The organism is Bacillus sp. Marseille-Q3570, assembly GCF_946151055.1.
Classification (GTDB): domain Bacteria; phylum Bacillota; class Bacilli; order Bacillales; family Fictibacillaceae; genus Pseudalkalibacillus.
On sequence record NZ_CAMGYZ010000001.1, the window covers coordinates 258,761 to 273,931 of the forward strand.

The following is a 15,171-nucleotide window of genomic DNA, read 5'->3' on the forward strand; positions in this document are numbered from 1 at the left end:
TACCCAAGACGTTTTACATAATTTCTTTATATACGAGCGGCGGAGCTTCCACTTTTTCAGTGGAAATCGTATATGCACCGTTCAATTTCTTCAATACTTCATCGACATTTTCTTGATTACTGTGTAATGTTGCGATTGTTTCGCCTTTCTTCACTTCATCGCTGACTTTCTTATGAAGGACGATTCCAACTGCAAGATCGATCTCTGATTCTTTGGTAGCACGACCTGCACCTAACAACATTGCGGCAGTTCCGACCTCATTTGCCATGATTTCTGAAACATATCCATCTTTTTCAGCAACAAATGGAATTTCGTACTTTGCTGTTGGCAATTTGCTTAGATCGTCGATGACCGATTCGTCCCCTCCTTGAGCCTTCAAGAACGTTTTGAACGTTTCAATCGCCTTGCCGTTTTTCATGACGTCGATCAACATCTGTCGAGCTTCTTCCTTCGTCTCCGCTTTTTTCGCAAGCATCACCATGAACGAACCTAATGTCAAGCAGAGTTCTTCAAGATCTTCAGGTCCTTCTCCACGTAATGTGTCTACTGCCTCTTTGACTTCGAGCGCATTTCCAATCGCAAAACCGAGCGGCTGGCTCATATCTGAAATGATCGCCATCGTATTACGTCCGACATTATTACCGATTTTAACCATCGCTTTTGCCAGTTCTTCTGCCTTTTCAACTTCTGTCATGAAAGCCCCAGCACCCGTTTTCACATCAAGTACGATCGCATCTGCACCCGCAGCAATCTTCTTACTCATGATCGAGCTTGCAATCAACGGAATCGAGTTTACAGTAGCCGTTACATCTCGAAGTCCATAAAGTTTTTTGTCTGCAGGGGTCAGGTTTCCGCTCTGACCGATGACTGCAATCTTATTCTTATTTACAATTTTGATGAATTCCTCGTTGTCGATTTCGACATGGAAACCCGGAACGGCTTCAAGCTTATCGATTGTGCCGCCAGTATGACCGAGGCCGCGCCCTGACATTTTTGCAACAGGAACGCCGACAGCTGCCACGAGGGGTGCGAGTACAAGTGTTGTCGTGTCACCGACGCCTCCAGTGGAATGTTTATCAACTTTAATACCTTCTATGGCTGCAAGATCAATTTTGTCGCCTGAGTCAACCATTGCCATTGTAAAATTTGCACGTTCTTCTTCAGTCATATCATTGAAATATATAGCCATTGCCAGGGCTGACATTTGATAATCAGGGATGTCTCCATTCGTATATCCTTCAATGATGAAGGCGATTTCATCTTTCGTCAGTTCGTTACCATTCCGTTTCTTTTCAATTAAATCTACCATTCTCATGCTATATCAGTCCTTGTATATTATACTTTTTCAATCACTGAACGTAGCAACTGCTTGAATTTCGGCTTCGTACGGTTCGCTACTTCTACAACCTGTTCATGTGTCAGTGGTTCCAATTCCTCAGCAATCGCCATGTCCGTAATGCAAGAGACCCCGATCGTCTTCATATTCATGTGGCGGGCAACAATCACTTCCGGTACTGTAGACATGCCGACTGTATCAGAACCAAGGATACGAAGCATCTTCAATTCTGCACGTGTCATATAAGTCGGTCCACTGATCGATGCATAGACTCCTTTTTGTAAGGAAATACCTTCTTGTTCAGCGACTTTCTCTACTAGGTCGATCAATTCTGGCGTATAGGCTGTACTCATATCCGGGAACCGCGGTCCGAGTTCACGATCATTCGGTCCAATTAAAGGATTCGATCCAGTCAGATTCAAATGATCTTCGATGATCATCAAGTCACCAGCTTGGAAATCCGGATTCATCCCCCCGCATGCATTCGTAACAATGATCTGTTCAACCCCTAGTCCTTTCATGACCCGGACCGGGAACGTGACTTCTTGTAACGAATACCCTTCATAAAAATGAAAACGCCCCTGCATCGCAACAACCTTTTTTCCACTCAACGTTCCTATGACTAACCTTCCAGCGTGACCTTCGACCGTTGAGACAGGGAAATGCGGGATTTCACTGTAATCGATCAATGTCGCGTTCTCGATTTCATCTACAAAATCCCCAAGACCTGACCCTAAAATCAAACCGATTGTCGGCTGATCATCTGTTTTACTCGTGATGAACTTTACAGAGTCTTGAATATTTGTGTGTAATTCTGACATCCGTGATTCCCCCTTAAATGCTTTTGACGATCTGTTGGACGAGATCCATGAAGTTGGCTTTCACTTTTTCAGTGGTTTCGATGACCTCCTCATGGGTAAGAGGTTGATCAAGGATTCCTGCAGCCATATTGGAAATACAAGATATCCCGAGTACTTCCATACCACCGTGGCGAGCTATAATCACTTCAGGAACCGTAGACATGCCGACCGCGTCCCCTCCCATGATACGAAGCATCCTCACTTCTGCAGGAGTTTCATAAGATGGACCTGAATTAGCGATATAGACACCTTCTTGTAGAGAGATGTCCAATTTCTTTGCCACTTGTTTCGCTGTATTTTGTAAACGCAAAGAATAAGCATCGGACATATCGGGAAAACGGACTCCTAGTGAAGCATCGTTCGGACCGATCAGCGGATTATCACCAATATTGTTGATATGATCTGTGATGATCATCAAGTCTCCTGCTTCGAAAGATTCATTGATTCCTCCTGCAGCATTCGTAACGATCAACGTTTCAACTCCAATTTCTTTCATGACCCTTACTGGAAAAGTCACTTTTTCCATTGGATATCCTTCATAATAGTGGAAACGACCTTTCATCGCGACAACTGTTTTCCCTTCGATCGTACCGATGACGAGCTCCCCAGCGTGCCCCTCTACCGTCGAGACAGGAAAAGATGGGATATCAGAATATGGAATAGAAATCGGGTTATCGATTTTATCTGCAAGTACGCCAAGACCAGACCCTAGAATCAATCCGATGGTCGGCTTGTCATCCAATTTCTCCTCAATGTATTGTGCTGATTGTTGAATTGATTTCGTTAAAGACATGATGACCTCCTATTATAGATCCTTTAAAAAACTTTTACCGAATTCAGGCGCTTTAATTTTAAAGTTTTCTGCAATTGTAGCTCCGATATCTGCAAATGTATCCCGCAAAGGAAGCTCTTTTCCTTCTTGTATACCAGTATGATAAGCAATCAGCGGGACGTATTCTCTTGTATGATCCGTACCATGATGTATAGGATCATTCCCGTGGTCAGCCGTAATCAGAACCAAATCATCTTCATTCAGTTTTTCAAACAGTTCCGGAAGACGTGCATCGAATTCTTCCAATGCTTTACCATAACCTATCGGATCACGACGGTGCCCGAACTTTGCATCAAAATCAACAAGGTTCAAGAAGCTCATTCCCGTAAAATCACGATCTGCGGTTTTTACGATTTGATCCATACCATCCATATTGCATGTTGTTCTGATCGCATCAGTAACCCCTTCACCATCATAAATATCAGAAATCTTGCCGATCGCAATGACATCATAATCAGCATCCTGCATTTCATTCATGACTGTACGGCCAAAAGGTTTAAGTGCGTAATCATGTCGATTTGAAGTTCGTTCAAACGCACCTGGTTTACCTATGAATGGACGTGCAATGACGCGTCCTACCATATACTTTTCATCCAACGTGAGTTCACGTGCAATTTTACATATATCGTACAACTCATCAATTGGAACGATATCTTCATGTGCTGCGATTTGAAGCACAGAATCTGCTGATGTATAAACGATCAATGCGCCCGTTTCCATATGTTCCTGCCCTAGCTCAACCAGAATTTCTGTTCCGGAAGCAGGTTTGTTCCCGATGGCCATTCTGCCGGTCTTTTCTTCAAGTTCAGCAATCAGCTCTTTAGGGAAACCGTCCGGGAAGGTTTTGAATGGCTGCTCGATGTGGAGTCCCATTATTTCCCAGTGTCCAGTCATTGTGTCTTTACCGTTGGATGCTTCTTGCATTTTACCAAAGTGAGCAGATGGCTTTTCAGCTTTTTCAATTCCTTGGATCTCTCTGATGTTGCTGAGTCCAAGCTTTGCCATGTTCGGCATATTGAGACCATTCATCTTTTCTGCAATATGTCCTAATGTATCTGCTCCTAAATCATTGAATTTTTCTGCATCCGGTGCTTCACCGATTCCGACCGAATCCATGACGATCAAAAACACGCGTTTGAATTTTGAGTCCGTCATACTATTCTCCTCCCTAATCTTTACGCTATTTTATACCATTTCCATTGGTAAGTTCTATCAATCAACCACATGTAAAGGTCAGAAGTCTGACCTCTAATGAAAAGTTTAAAGTACCCTATTATAAAGGCACTTTTTGATTGTATCATGTTTATAAATCGTTTTCACGAAATTTCTCATGCTCTTGGGTGATAGGTAGAATATATGTCTTTCAGGCGTGTTTTCGTAACATGCGTATAAATTTGTGTCGTCGAAATGTCCACATGACCGAGCAACTCCTGAACTGCCCGGAGGTCTGCTCCATTTTCAAGCAAGTGCGTTGCAAACGAATGTCTTAATGTATGGGGTGTCAATTCTTTTTGGATGTTCGCTGCTCTTGACAGTTTTTTTAATATCTTCCAAAAACCTTGCCTCGTCAAACGGTTTCCATGATGGTTCAAAAACAACGCATCGTTTGTCTTCTTTTTTAAGAGCTTTCCACGCCCATTTTCAATATATGTGTTCAGTGCTTCTGTTGCCATTCTACCTACTGGAATGATCCGTTCCTTATCACCTTTTCCGACACACCTTACAAACCCCATGGTCAAATGGACATCGGTTAGATTCAATTGGATCAGCTCCGAGACACGGATTCCGGTCGCATAAAGCAATTCGATCATCGCTCGGTCCCTTATTCCGAAAGCTGAATTTCCTTCGGGCGCTTCCATCAGATCCTCTACTTCCTGGGATGATAAAATTTTGGGTAATTTACGTTCCGTTTTCGGTGTTTCAATATGTACAGATGGATCTTGGTCCGTCACCCGTTCACGTATGAGAAACTGATGGAAGGATCGTATGGAAGCGATTGTCCGTGCGATCGTCGTTGAAGCGCGTCCAGCATCTTTCAATTGATAGAGATATGTCATGATATCGTTCCTGCGTACTTCATTCAATTCTTTATGTTTTAATTCCTTCATTAAGAAGGTCGTATATTGTTTCAAATCCCGTTGGTACGACTGTAAAGTGTTTTCAGATAACCCACGTTCTACAGTCAAATAATGCAAATAATCCTGAACCTCATCAATCATGAGCGAACGCTCCTTATTCCCCAATTTCATAAAATAATTGTAATCGTTGGACCCAATAGATCCCTTCTTCCTGTTCATCATAAGATTGGAAGACCTTTACTGCTCGTCCTTCGGGTTCATCGTAGCGATGAAAGTCCTGATATTGTTCGTTCAACCATAATAGTCCATAGTAAAATAATAACGTGCAACATGCGAATGCGAGAAATACTTTACATGCGTTCCATATTAAACGAATTAACGAAACCATCGTTTCTCCTCCCAGTTTGTCCTTCCTACAGGATATGCCTGCGATCCCAGAGAATATACGTCAAAACTGGAAACAGGCTGAAGAAACGTGGTATCTCCCAATGTTATAGTGTATTTGTCATCAACTAAGGCTGTTTCGTCCAGATGTTTTTTGGAAATACACTCGCTTTAGCATCTTCTTTTGCAACATTACATTAGCAACAAACATTTGGAAAACAGCCTTAACTAAAAAAACTCGAAAAAGCCAAGCATTGGCACAGTTGAGCCTTAATTGCGCTTACACTTTCTTTAAGTGTGAAAGAAAACTGACCCTCTCGCAATTCATTGTGGGTCAGTCCTTTAGTCTGATTTTTATTTGGTCGTAACCTCTTTTTGATTTTCAACGTCTGCTTTATCGTGGCATCGATGACAGATTCCGTGAAAGGTCAACCGGTGATCTTTCACTTTGAAATTCCAATCCTTCTCCACGATTTGTTCCACTTCTCCAAGTAGATCCTCCTGGATTTCGTCCACTGCTCCACATTCGATACACACTAAATGATGATGGAAGTGTGCCGCACCTTCTTTTCGAAGGTCATACCTGGAAACACCATCACCAAAGTTGATTTTATCGACGATTTTCAATTCAGTAAGCAGTTCCAACGTACGATAAACAGTCGCTAACCCGATTTCAGGAGCTTTATCTTTAACGAGCAGATATACATCCTCTGCACTCAAATGATCTTCTTCACGCTCAAGCAAAACGCGAACCGTCGCTTCACGCTGTGGGGTAAGTTTATAGCTTTGTGAATGGAGCTGTTTTTTAATGCGGTTGATACGTTTTTCCAAGACGACCCCTCCCACACTCTATGTATATCCTTATTATAAGCATGGGGAAAAGAGGTGTCAAATTATAATTGTTTTAAATAAGATATTATAATGATTATCACCTAATAATATTATTAACTGAAAATACCGATTGTCGCTTTGATTAATGTAGGCGATAAAAAGGCTTCAATAAAGGACGCGCTTGCAACGAGAACCATGATGATGATCACCGTAACAGTATATCTCAACAATAAAGGCATCAACGGTGTCATCATCTTGTTTGAGAATTGGGCTTTGATGAGTGTCATAGATATTGCTACTGCAGCAGTCGTCACCAAAACGAACGCAGGAATGAGGATCAGGTTTTGCGGCAATACCGAAACGAAAGACAACAGGAATCCCTGCCAGCCCATCTGATTGACAAGAAATCCGACTGTAAACCCGACAACCATCCCTTTTAAGAATAATAATACAAGGATGACGGGCACTCCGATGATCGAAAGTCCAAGCAGCCAAATCAACCCCATATATTTAATATAATGGAGGAAGCTTTGAGTGAACATAGCAGATGCACTTGCCACTTCCCCTTCGGAAACTTGTCCGAAAAAACGGTTCAAATAATGGAATAGATCTTCTTTTTGCATCAAACTCAAACTATTGACAATAACAGCACCAAACACGATCCCCATCATGAGTAGAACCACCGTAAATGTATATAAGGATGAATGTTCTTGTATATGATGTGAAAATGAACGTCTCATATTATAGGTCACCCTGTGCTCCATCATTTTTCCTCCCTCATGCTCTCTTACTTTCAATTTATGAGAGGAAATCATAGAGTATGACCGAGTATTTTTATTTTATAGAGTTCCTTAGTGGAGCTTGCCGTAATGGCCTCCTCCGCCTTCTTTCAGATGAATGGTACCTTTTCTTGATTCTATGATTTTATCTACCACCTTGTTTGGTAGGACTTTACGGAGTTCTTCATCAGACACAGAATGGATAACCTCCATATCTGTCCCGAACAGTCCTCTCAACTTCTCTAGCATTCTTGGTCCGAGACCTGGAATGAATTCAAGAGGAACATGATGGGTGTAAGGAGGTCTATTAGCAGGAGAAGAGGTAGAAGCAACATCCGATAATTCCTGAATCCGATTGGAAACACCCTTGACTATACGACCTTTTTCACAATAAGTGCATTTGCGGGTCTTCTCTTCTATGATCAAAGCTCCACATTTCGCACAGCAAGTACGATAGTATTTGCCGAGCTGAGGATGAAGGCCGTAATTACCAGCTATCTTTCTTCCTTCCTTCCCTTTCAGCGCTAAAGATAGTTCTTTAAACGAAAGGTCTTCCATGTCGATTTCTTGATATTCACGACCAATCTTTTCTAGGGAATGGGCATCAGAATTTGATAGAAACGGATACTTCTGCAATTCTCCCAACTGTCCAGCCATATACGTATCACAGCTTAATCCAAGTTCGATCGCATCAATCAAATCAGGCTTGAAGACTTCTTCCATGCTCTTGCCGACACCTCTTCCATATAAACTTTTAAAAGGAGTGAAGGCATGCGCGATCACAAACAAGCCGCCCAATTCCTTTGTTTTTTCTTGGAGTTCCGTCGCGCTTCCATAGAAGCGTTGTGAGGATAGATGATGGTTTGTCATCCGTTCACCTAACCAGTTGCTGAAATGTTTCATGCTTTTTAAATAAGGTAAGAAGACTAATACATGAATCGGGCCATTACAGTTCTCATCATAGATCTCGATTTCTGAGCCTGTGATCAGGCAGCCTCCTTCTTTAATGAGACCTCCATCGCGATGTTCATAGATCTCATTCTTTTCAACAGCCACTTCCAGTTCACGGATCACAGCAGGAACGTGACAATCGATAACTCCGACCAGCTGTATACCTTTATGATGGAAGGCTGTTTGTAATACATTGGATAGAGTCAAGTTTTTGGATGCTGATATTTTTACTGGTCTACCTTCCGAAGTGCTTCCTAAATGGATATGGAAATCTGCAAAAATCCGTTTCATTTTAAGATTGGTGTTCCTTCAATTGCAAGTATTGGATAGCAAAAGCCGTTTTTGCATCATAAATGTCCTGACTTTTTACAAGTTCAATTGCTTCTTCCAATGTCACTTCCATCCGCTCGACAAACTCGTCCTGATCCAACTGGACCTTCCCTTGTTCCAACTGATCTGTGTAATAGATATGAATAAGCTCATCCGCAAAACCAGGAGATGTATAGAAGGATTGAAGATATGTCAGTTTTGTACTTCGATAACCTGTCTCCTCTTCCAGCTCGCGTCGTGCACAAACTTCTGGGTCTTCGCCTATTTCAAGTTTCCCTGCAGGAATCTCGATGATTTCCCGGTTCAACGGTTTGCGATACTGACGTACCAGGACGATTTTATTTTCTGGTGTAACAGCCAACACCGCTACTGCACCTGGATGTTTCACGATTTCTCTCTGGCTTGTCTTCCCATCCGGAAGTTCGACTTGTTCAAGATGAAGATCGATGATTTTACCACTATATATGACTTCTGAATCAATCGTTTTTTCTTCTAACTTTTTCACGACACAAAACTCCTTGTGCTAATTCTATTTTTTGATACATAAAGTCTATCATAAGCGATTATCCTATTCCTAATGATGTGAGAAGAAGGGAGTCTTACCATGAAGGTTTATCTTGAGACGAACAGCGTGACATTAGTCGGAAAAGCCTGGCAAGTACGGTATTTGCTGAAAAAATATATGCAGGAATACGAAACCGTACAGGATTGGATAGAAGGTCGACAAAAAGAAAACGTGGCAAAGCCAAGCCTTGAATATAAAAAATAGACTGAAGGCAGCACCTTTGAAGGGTGTTGTTTTTTGGTCCCACAAAAGTGAAAAAATCGATAATTATGAAGTTCGCACCGATAAATGATAAATCTGCACCGATATTTTTCTGAGTTGCACTGATAAATTTGTAATCAGCTCCAATAAGTTTGAATTTTACACCTATATCATAGTCTGAAGCTGAAATTGTCATATCTGGATAGATGTTTTCGGACTGCCGTTCGTGGTAATGTACTAACCAGGAGGTGCTTTTCATGCAATTGAACAAACTAGGAACTTCAGAATTACGAGTATCCGAAATCGGATTAGGTTGTATGTCATTAGGCACGGATGAAAAAGAAGCGACAAAAATCATTCACAAAGCTATGGATAAAGGCATAACGTTGATTGACACGGCAGACCTCTATGATTTTGGTGAAAACGAAAAATTAGTCGGTAAAGCCTTGAAAGGAAAGCGTGAGCAATGCGTATTGGCTACAAAGGTAGGTAACCGTTGGGATCACCTAGATGAAGGTTGGGAATGGGCACCGAGTAAGGAATACATAAAAACTGCGGTCAAACGTTCCTTGCAAAGATTAGACACGGATTATATCGATTTGTATCAGCTTCATGGCGGAACGATTGATGACCCAATCGATGAAATCATCGAGGCTTTTGAGGATTTGAAAACAGAAGGTTTGATCCGTGAGTATGGAATCTCATCCATTCGGCCTAATGTCATTAAAGAATACCTTGAACGCTCAAATATCGTCAGCATAATGATGCAGTATAGTTTACTTGACCGTCGAGCTGAAGAATTATTGAATAAGATCCAGGCTAATAATGTATCTGTCATTGCTAGAGGACCTCTCGCGAAAGGAAACCTTAGCGATCGGATTTTCACAGACAAAGCTTCTGATAAAGGATTTTTGGACTATGGACCTTCTGAAATCAAGGATATCATGACAAAGATAAAAGATATCTCACATGGCAGGAAGCTTTCGCATTTGTCGCTTCGCTATCCTCTGCACCATCCAGCAGTGGCGACAACAATTCCTGGGGCAAGTTCAGTCGAACAAGTTGAGGATAATACTGAAGCGGCTAAGATCGAGCTGACTCGTGATGAAATTGAACTTTTCCAGGAATGGACGAAACAAACTTTCTATGATAAACATCGTGACTAGTGGGTGAAATTCCGCTGTGGATTTCGTCAAGCTGATTGTATTTAGCCGGATTTTGGTGTTGATGCTCGCTTTCCGCGGGCGTGTGGTGAGCCCACTCGTCGCACATTGAATGGTCTCACCTGTCCCTCTTATCCCGCGGGAGTCTCGCACCCTTTCCACCAATCAAATTGCCCAAGATCTTTTTTTCAAATGACTCAAAAGCAACACTCTTTTAGAAATGAGCCAAATAAAAAGAAGAACCTCGAGCATCAACTCGAGGTTTTTTCATCATTTATTCTCGTTTTCAATGACCATCGCTATGCCTTGCCCTCCCCCTATACAAAGACTAGCTACACCATATCGTTTGTTTCGAAGCTTCAACTCATAGGCAAGTGATAGCAATAGTCTTGAGCCACTCGCACCGACTGGATGACCCAGTGCGATTGCTCCTCCATTTACATTCGTTTTATCGCGATCGAGATTCAGTTCTTTTTCTACAGCAAGGTATTGTGCAGCAAAAGCTTCATTGATTTCAAACAAATCGATCTGATCCTTGGATAGCCCTGCCCGTTTCAAAGCAAGATTGATTGCAGGCACTGGACCGATCCCCATTACTGAAGGATCAACACCGCAAACAGCCCATGATCGGATTTTCGCGAGGGGCTTCGCATTTTTCTTCTTAACGAAAGAGTCTCTGGCGATTACCAATGAAGCAGCACCATCGTTAATACCGCTCGAATTTCCTGCCGTCACCGAACCGTCCTTTTTGAATGTCGGTTTCAGCTTAGATAGTCCTTCTACAGACGTCGATGATCTGACATGCTCATCGGTCTCCACTTTTTTTACCTCTTTCCGCTCTTTCACCTCAACTGATACAATTTCTCGCTGGAAGCGGCCTGATTGAATGGCTTCCGAAGCACGCTGGTGACTAATCGCAGAATATTCATCCTGTTCTTCTCTTGAAATATCGTATTGTTCAGAAAGGTTCTCTGCCGTGATACCCATTCCGTTTCCAATCGCCTCATCCCTCAAAGTCAATAAGAGCATATCCTCGAATTGGACATTGCCAAGCTTAGGATGACCGAAACGATTTGTAAAAGAAACATATGGACTCATCGACATATTATCGACTCCGCCAACAAGCGCAGTCTCTCCTTCATTCATAAGGATAGCATGTACTCCTGAGATGACTGATTGCAATCCAGAACCACAAAGACGGTTCACGAGCATAGCAGGCGTCTCTACTGGTATTTCCGATTTAGTAGCGATATGGCGCGCTACATACGGTGCATTTGTACTGCTATGAATCACATTTCCATATATGACCTGATCGATTTCATCAGGAGATACATGCGAGCGTTCCATTGCTTCCTTGGCAGTAGCAACGCCTAGTTCAGTAGTGCCAATGCTTGCGAATGATTTTCCGAAGGAGGTGAATGCTGTCCGCGCTCCCTCTAGAATATATACTTCCTCCATCTTGATATCCCCCCTTCATATAAAAAGGCTATTTTCACAAACTTTGTTGCTCTTGCACTTAAAGAAAGTATAAAATACTTTCTTCAGTATAAGGGCAACTAAGGCTCGACCTACAAAAGGCTTGGTCTCGCCAAGTTTTCTTTAAAAGTCGTTGATTTCCGCTCCAGGAGCTCGCTTTCCACTGGGCATGCGGTGAGCCCACTCGTCTCCTTGCGACATCCACCTGTCTGCTGATCCCGCAGGTGTCTCGCACCTTTCTCTCCAATCAACTTGCACAAGATCTTTTTTTCAAATGAGTCAAAAGCAACAATCTTATGAAAAGAGCCTATAAAAAACACTCTATATGAACACCAATCCGATCGATATAAATAGACCGCTGACTAACATGGCAATCACACAAAAGCCCATGATATCTTTTGCAGACAATCCAGCGATAGCGAGTGCAGGTAGTGCCCAGAAAGGTTGGATCATATTCGTCCACGCATCACCCCAAGCGACAGCCATTGCTGTTTTTGCAGCACTGATTCCAAGGTCTTCCCCTGCCATCAGCATAATTGGTGCTTGTACAGCCCACTGACCACCGCCGGATGGAACGAAGAAATTGACGATTCCTGCGCTTAAAAATGCAAAGAATGGATACGTCAATTCATTGGAAATGCTTACGAACCATTGAGACACTTCAGCAGCTAACCCACTTGCTACCATCATCCCCATGATTCCAGCATAGAATGGGAACTGGATGATGATCCCTCCAGCACCCTTAACCGCATCAGATACACTGTTGATGAAGCGTCGCGGAGTACCATGCAGCAAGATCCCCAGGAACAAGAATAAGAAATTGACAATATCCAGATTAAGACTGAACCCACTCGTCGCAAAATAATAGACGAGGAATGCAACACCCAATAAGCCAATGACCATCGATAGGATCCAGCTGTTTTCAAGCTTTTCTGCAGGCGTATTCGTTTCGACCGCAGCTGCCTCGACATTCTTGTCCTCTAAGATCGAGGGGTCAATGTAAAACTGGTTGTCTTTCTGGTTCATCATCAACCTATTGACGATCGGCAAAGTAACAAACAAAGCCAGCACGATGAAGATGTTGAACGGTGCAAAAATCGTTTCAGACGTCGGAATTACACCGATGATGTCACTTGAAAAGTGTTCAGGCGTCGCGATCGTCAAAGGAATCGATCCTGAAAAACCGCCATGCCAAACAAGGAAACCGCTGTAAGCGCTTGCGATCAATAGCCGGTAATCGACCTTTTCGACCTGTCTAGCAAGTTCTTTTGCAAACAAAGCTCCAATGACGAGTCCGAAGCCCCAGTTTATCCAACTCGCAGCAAGAGATACAAGGGTGACGAAGACTATCGCCTTCCCCGGAGTTGAAGCCAGTGAGGCAAGTTTTCTCAAACCTTTCTTGAATAATGGACTGCTCGCCAGAACGTATCCTGTTACAAGGATGAGGACCATCTGCATTGCGAATGTCAACAGACTCCAGAATCCTTCACCCCAGAAAGTCACCATCTCTACAGGTGTGCTTCTTGTGACGAGCATACCCATCACGAATACGACCAGCGTGAGGATGACCACGAATAAGAAAGGATCCGGAAGATATCGCTGCATGATCCGATTTGAAAGTGTTGTTATCCTTTTCACCAATTACCTCCCCCTAATGGCCCTGTCATGTATTTTTCATTAGGCTGTTTTCACAAACTTTGTTGATCTTGCACTTAAAGAAAGTATAAAATACTTTCTTCAGTATAAGGGCAACAAGGCTCGACCTACAAAAGGCTTGGTCTCGCCAAGTTTTCTTTAAAAGTGGTTGATTTCCGCTCCAGGATGCTCACTTTCCGCGGGCGTGCATCGCACGAAGAAAATGCGTTTTTCATTTTCGAGGAGCCTCGCACCTTGCTCTCCAATCAACTTGCACAACGAGATTCTTAAAAATGACTCAAAAGCAATTAAGAAAAGAGCCTTCAGTTAACAACTCAGTTTTAAAACAGACTCCATTTTAAAATGTGTTTACCTTTACGTCGTCACCTATGATCAATGTCGGTTGAGTCGCTTCTTGAATCTCTTCAGGAGTGAACCCTTCTGCTACCTCAACTAGCTTCAGGCCATCAGGAGTTACATCGATGACAGCACGATCGGTTATGATGCGGTCCACCACTCCGCTGCCTGTCAATGGCAGGGAACATTCGTTGAGAATTTTCGGATCCCCTTTTTTATTGACGTGATCCATGATGACGATGATCCGCTTTGCACCATGTACAAGGTCCATCGCACCGCCCATACCCTTGATCATCTTTCCAGGAATCATCCAGTTTGCAAGATCCCCGTTCCCTGAAACCTCCATACCACCTAAAATCGCAATATCGATATGTCCACCACGGATCATTCCAAATGATTCCGAGCTGTCAAAATAAGATGCTCCTTTCGTAGCAGTAACGGTTTCTTTTCCAGCATTGATCAAGTCAGGGTCGACTTCATCTTCTGTCGGATAACGCCCGATTCCGAGCAAACCGTTTTCTGATTGAAGGACGACTTGTTTGTTATCTGAAATATAGTTCGCAACTAGTGTCGGCATACCGATTCCCAGGTTTACATAGAATCCATCTTCAATTTCCTTTTCTGCTCTTCTAGCAATGCGTTCGCGTACGAGTGCTTTATCTACTTTTGTCATTATACCTTCCTCCTCTGCTGTTATTTCGTAACGGTCAATCGTTCGATTTTCTTCTGCTGTTCACCGACGATCAGTTTTTGTACATAGATACTTGGTGTATGGATATGATCCGGGTCTAATTCACCTACTTCGTGTAACTCCTCGACCTCTGCTATCGTGATTTTCCCAGCTGCTGCAATCATAGGGTTGAAATTACGGGCTGTCTTGTTATAAATGAGGTTCCCCATTTTATCTGCTTTCTGTGCTCGAACAAGACTGACATCGGCAGTCATCCCATACTCCAGCAGGTAATCCTTCCCGTCAATATTCCTGACCTCTCTTCCTTCAGCTAACGGCGTACCTACTCCAGCCGGTGTATAGAATGCAGGAATTCCTGCACCTCCCGCACGGATTCTCTCAGCAAGTGTCCCTTGAGGAATCAGTTCTACCTCAATTTCCCCAGACAAAACTTGGCGTTCAAACTCTTTGTTTTCACCAACATAAGAACCGACCATTTTCTTGATCTGTTTGTTTTTCAGAAGGAGACCAAGTCCCCAATCGTCTACACCACAGTTATTTGAAATCACTGTTAGATCTTTGACACCGCTATCGACTAATGCAAGAATCAAGTTTTCCGGAATGCCTACAAGACCAAAGCCACCGACCATGATTGTAGCTCCATCTTTAATATCTTTTACTGCTTCTAAGAAGGATGTTTCAATTGGTTTCATGTTCTTTCAT

The 15,171-nt window shown here is 42.8% G+C and carries 16 protein-coding genes; 2 read left to right on the forward strand and 14 right to left on the reverse strand.

Going from position 1 to position 15,171, the window contains the following annotated elements; translation table 11 throughout:
• Positions 1–13 precede the first annotated feature (13 nt).
• The 10 genes from N8M93_RS01360 to N8M93_RS01405 all read right to left on the reverse strand — a co-directional run bounded on the left by N8M93_RS01360 (position 14) and on the right by N8M93_RS01405 (position 8,886).
• A complete protein-coding gene (locus tag N8M93_RS01360; RefSeq protein WP_261129241.1) occupies positions 14–1,315 on the reverse strand; it encodes a pyrimidine-nucleoside phosphorylase in 1,302 nt (433 codons plus the stop codon).
• A 20-nt stretch (positions 1,316–1,335) separates the two neighbouring features.
• Positions 1,336–2,157 (reverse strand): purine-nucleoside phosphorylase, encoded by an 822-nt coding sequence (locus tag N8M93_RS01365; protein ID WP_261129243.1) that lies wholly within the window; start codon positions 2,155–2,157, stop codon positions 1,336–1,338.
• Between the two features lie 13 nt (positions 2,158–2,170).
• A complete protein-coding gene (locus N8M93_RS01370; protein ID WP_261129244.1) occupies positions 2,171–2,989 on the reverse strand; it encodes a purine-nucleoside phosphorylase in 819 nt (272 codons plus the stop codon).
• Positions 2,990–3,001: 12 nt separating this feature from the next.
• On the reverse strand, positions 3,002–4,183 hold the full coding sequence (gene deoB, locus N8M93_RS01375) for a phosphopentomutase (protein ID WP_261129245.1): 1,182 nt from the start codon (positions 4,181–4,183) through the stop codon (positions 3,002–3,004).
• 173 nt (positions 4,184–4,356) lie between these two features.
• The gene (xerD, locus tag N8M93_RS01380; protein ID WP_261129246.1) at positions 4,357–5,247 is read right to left on the reverse strand and encodes a site-specific tyrosine recombinase XerD; all 891 of its coding nucleotides are present in this window, start codon (positions 5,245–5,247) and stop codon (positions 4,357–4,359) included.
• Positions 5,248–5,260: 13 nt separating this feature from the next.
• Positions 5,261–5,494: a YqzK family protein gene (locus N8M93_RS01385; RefSeq protein WP_261129247.1), complete on the reverse strand. Its 234-nt coding sequence runs from the start codon at positions 5,492–5,494 to the stop codon at positions 5,261–5,263.
• Positions 5,495–5,844: 350 nt separating this feature from the next.
• Positions 5,845–6,321 carry a Fur family transcriptional regulator gene (locus N8M93_RS01390; protein WP_261129248.1) on the reverse strand — a complete coding sequence of 159 codons (477 nt, stop codon included), beginning with the start codon at positions 6,319–6,321 and terminating at the stop codon, positions 5,845–5,847.
• Positions 6,322–6,434: 113 nt separating this feature from the next.
• Positions 6,435–7,085, reverse strand: a complete 651-nt coding sequence (spoIIM, locus tag N8M93_RS01395; RefSeq protein ID WP_261129249.1) for a stage II sporulation protein M — start codon at positions 7,083–7,085, stop codon at positions 6,435–6,437.
• An 87-nt stretch (positions 7,086–7,172) separates the two neighbouring features.
• Positions 7,173–8,342: an endonuclease Q family protein gene (locus tag N8M93_RS01400; protein ID WP_261129250.1), complete on the reverse strand. Its 1,170-nt coding sequence runs from the start codon at positions 8,340–8,342 to the stop codon at positions 7,173–7,175.
• A gap of 1 nt (position 8,343) precedes the next feature.
• Positions 8,344–8,886 carry an NUDIX domain-containing protein gene (locus tag N8M93_RS01405; RefSeq protein ID WP_261129251.1) on the reverse strand — a complete coding sequence of 181 codons (543 nt, stop codon included), beginning with the start codon at positions 8,884–8,886 and terminating at the stop codon, positions 8,344–8,346.
• 99 nt (positions 8,887–8,985) lie between these two features.
• On the opposite strand from N8M93_RS01405, the gene mciZ reads away from it, so the two are divergent.
• Together mciZ and N8M93_RS01415 are read left to right on the forward strand one after the other, a co-directional pair.
• Positions 8,986–9,150 carry a Z-ring formation inhibitor MciZ gene (gene mciZ, locus N8M93_RS01410; protein ID WP_261129252.1) on the forward strand — a complete coding sequence of 55 codons (165 nt, stop codon included), beginning with the start codon at positions 8,986–8,988 and terminating at the stop codon, positions 9,148–9,150.
• Between the two features lie 254 nt (positions 9,151–9,404).
• Positions 9,405–10,313, forward strand: a complete 909-nt coding sequence (locus tag N8M93_RS01415) for an aldo/keto reductase (RefSeq protein ID WP_261129253.1) — start codon at positions 9,405–9,407, stop codon at positions 10,311–10,313.
• Between the two features lie 267 nt (positions 10,314–10,580).
• On the opposite strand, the gene N8M93_RS01420 is transcribed toward N8M93_RS01415, so the two are convergent.
• The 4 genes from N8M93_RS01420 to N8M93_RS01435 all read right to left on the reverse strand — a co-directional run bounded on the left by N8M93_RS01420 (position 10,581) and on the right by N8M93_RS01435 (position 15,161).
• Entirely contained in the window at positions 10,581–11,768 is a 1,188-nt protein-coding gene (locus tag N8M93_RS01420) for a thiolase family protein (protein ID WP_261129254.1), read from the reverse strand.
• 339 nt (positions 11,769–12,107) lie between these two features.
• Positions 12,108–13,424 carry a short-chain fatty acid transporter gene (locus tag N8M93_RS01425; protein WP_261129255.1) on the reverse strand — a complete coding sequence of 439 codons (1,317 nt, stop codon included), beginning with the start codon at positions 13,422–13,424 and terminating at the stop codon, positions 12,108–12,110.
• Positions 13,425–13,779: 355 nt separating this feature from the next.
• Positions 13,780–14,451 (reverse strand): 3-oxoacid CoA-transferase subunit B, encoded by a 672-nt coding sequence (locus tag N8M93_RS01430; RefSeq protein WP_261129256.1) that lies wholly within the window; start codon positions 14,449–14,451, stop codon positions 13,780–13,782.
• Between the two features lie 20 nt (positions 14,452–14,471).
• On the reverse strand, positions 14,472–15,161 hold the full coding sequence (locus N8M93_RS01435; protein ID WP_261129257.1) for a CoA transferase subunit A: 690 nt from the start codon (positions 15,159–15,161) through the stop codon (positions 14,472–14,474).
• Positions 15,162–15,171: the final 10 nt, after the last annotated feature.

Excerpts from the sequence above, each read along its gene's own strand:
- N8M93_RS01360 (WP_261129241.1), bottom strand. The coding sequence starts at position 1,315 with ATGAGAATGGTAGATTTAATTGAAAAGAAACGGAATGGTAACGAACTG.
- N8M93_RS01365 (WP_261129243.1), bottom strand. The coding sequence starts at position 2,157 with ATGTCAGAATTACACACAAATATTCAAGACTCTGTAAAGTTCATCACG.
- N8M93_RS01370 (WP_261129244.1), bottom strand. The coding sequence starts at position 2,989 with ATGTCTTTAACGAAATCAATTCAACAATCAGCACAATACATTGAGGAG.
- deoB (WP_261129245.1), bottom strand. The coding sequence starts at position 4,183 with ATGACGGACTCAAAATTCAAACGCGTGTTTTTGATCGTCATGGATTCG.
- xerD (WP_261129246.1), bottom strand. The coding sequence starts at position 5,247 with ATGATTGATGAGGTTCAGGATTATTTGCATTATTTGACTGTAGAACGT.
- N8M93_RS01385 (WP_261129247.1), bottom strand. The coding sequence starts at position 5,494 with ATGGTTTCGTTAATTCGTTTAATATGGAACGCATGTAAAGTATTTCTC.
- spoIIM (WP_261129249.1), bottom strand. The coding sequence starts at position 7,085 with ATGGAGCACAGGGTGACCTATAATATGAGACGTTCATTTTCACATCAT.
- N8M93_RS01400 (WP_261129250.1), bottom strand. The coding sequence starts at position 8,342 with ATGAAACGGATTTTTGCAGATTTCCATATCCATTTAGGAAGCACTTCG.
- mciZ (WP_261129252.1), top strand. The coding sequence starts at position 8,986 with ATGAAGGTTTATCTTGAGACGAACAGCGTGACATTAGTCGGAAAAGCC.
- N8M93_RS01415 (WP_261129253.1), top strand. The coding sequence starts at position 9,405 with ATGCAATTGAACAAACTAGGAACTTCAGAATTACGAGTATCCGAAATC.
- N8M93_RS01420 (WP_261129254.1), bottom strand. The coding sequence starts at position 11,768 with ATGGAGGAAGTATATATTCTAGAGGGAGCGCGGACAGCATTCACCTCC.
- N8M93_RS01430 (WP_261129256.1), bottom strand. The coding sequence starts at position 14,451 with ATGACAAAAGTAGATAAAGCACTCGTACGCGAACGCATTGCTAGAAGA.
- N8M93_RS01435 (WP_261129257.1), bottom strand. The coding sequence starts at position 15,161 with ATGAAACCAATTGAAACATCCTTCTTAGAAGCAGTAAAAGATATTAAA.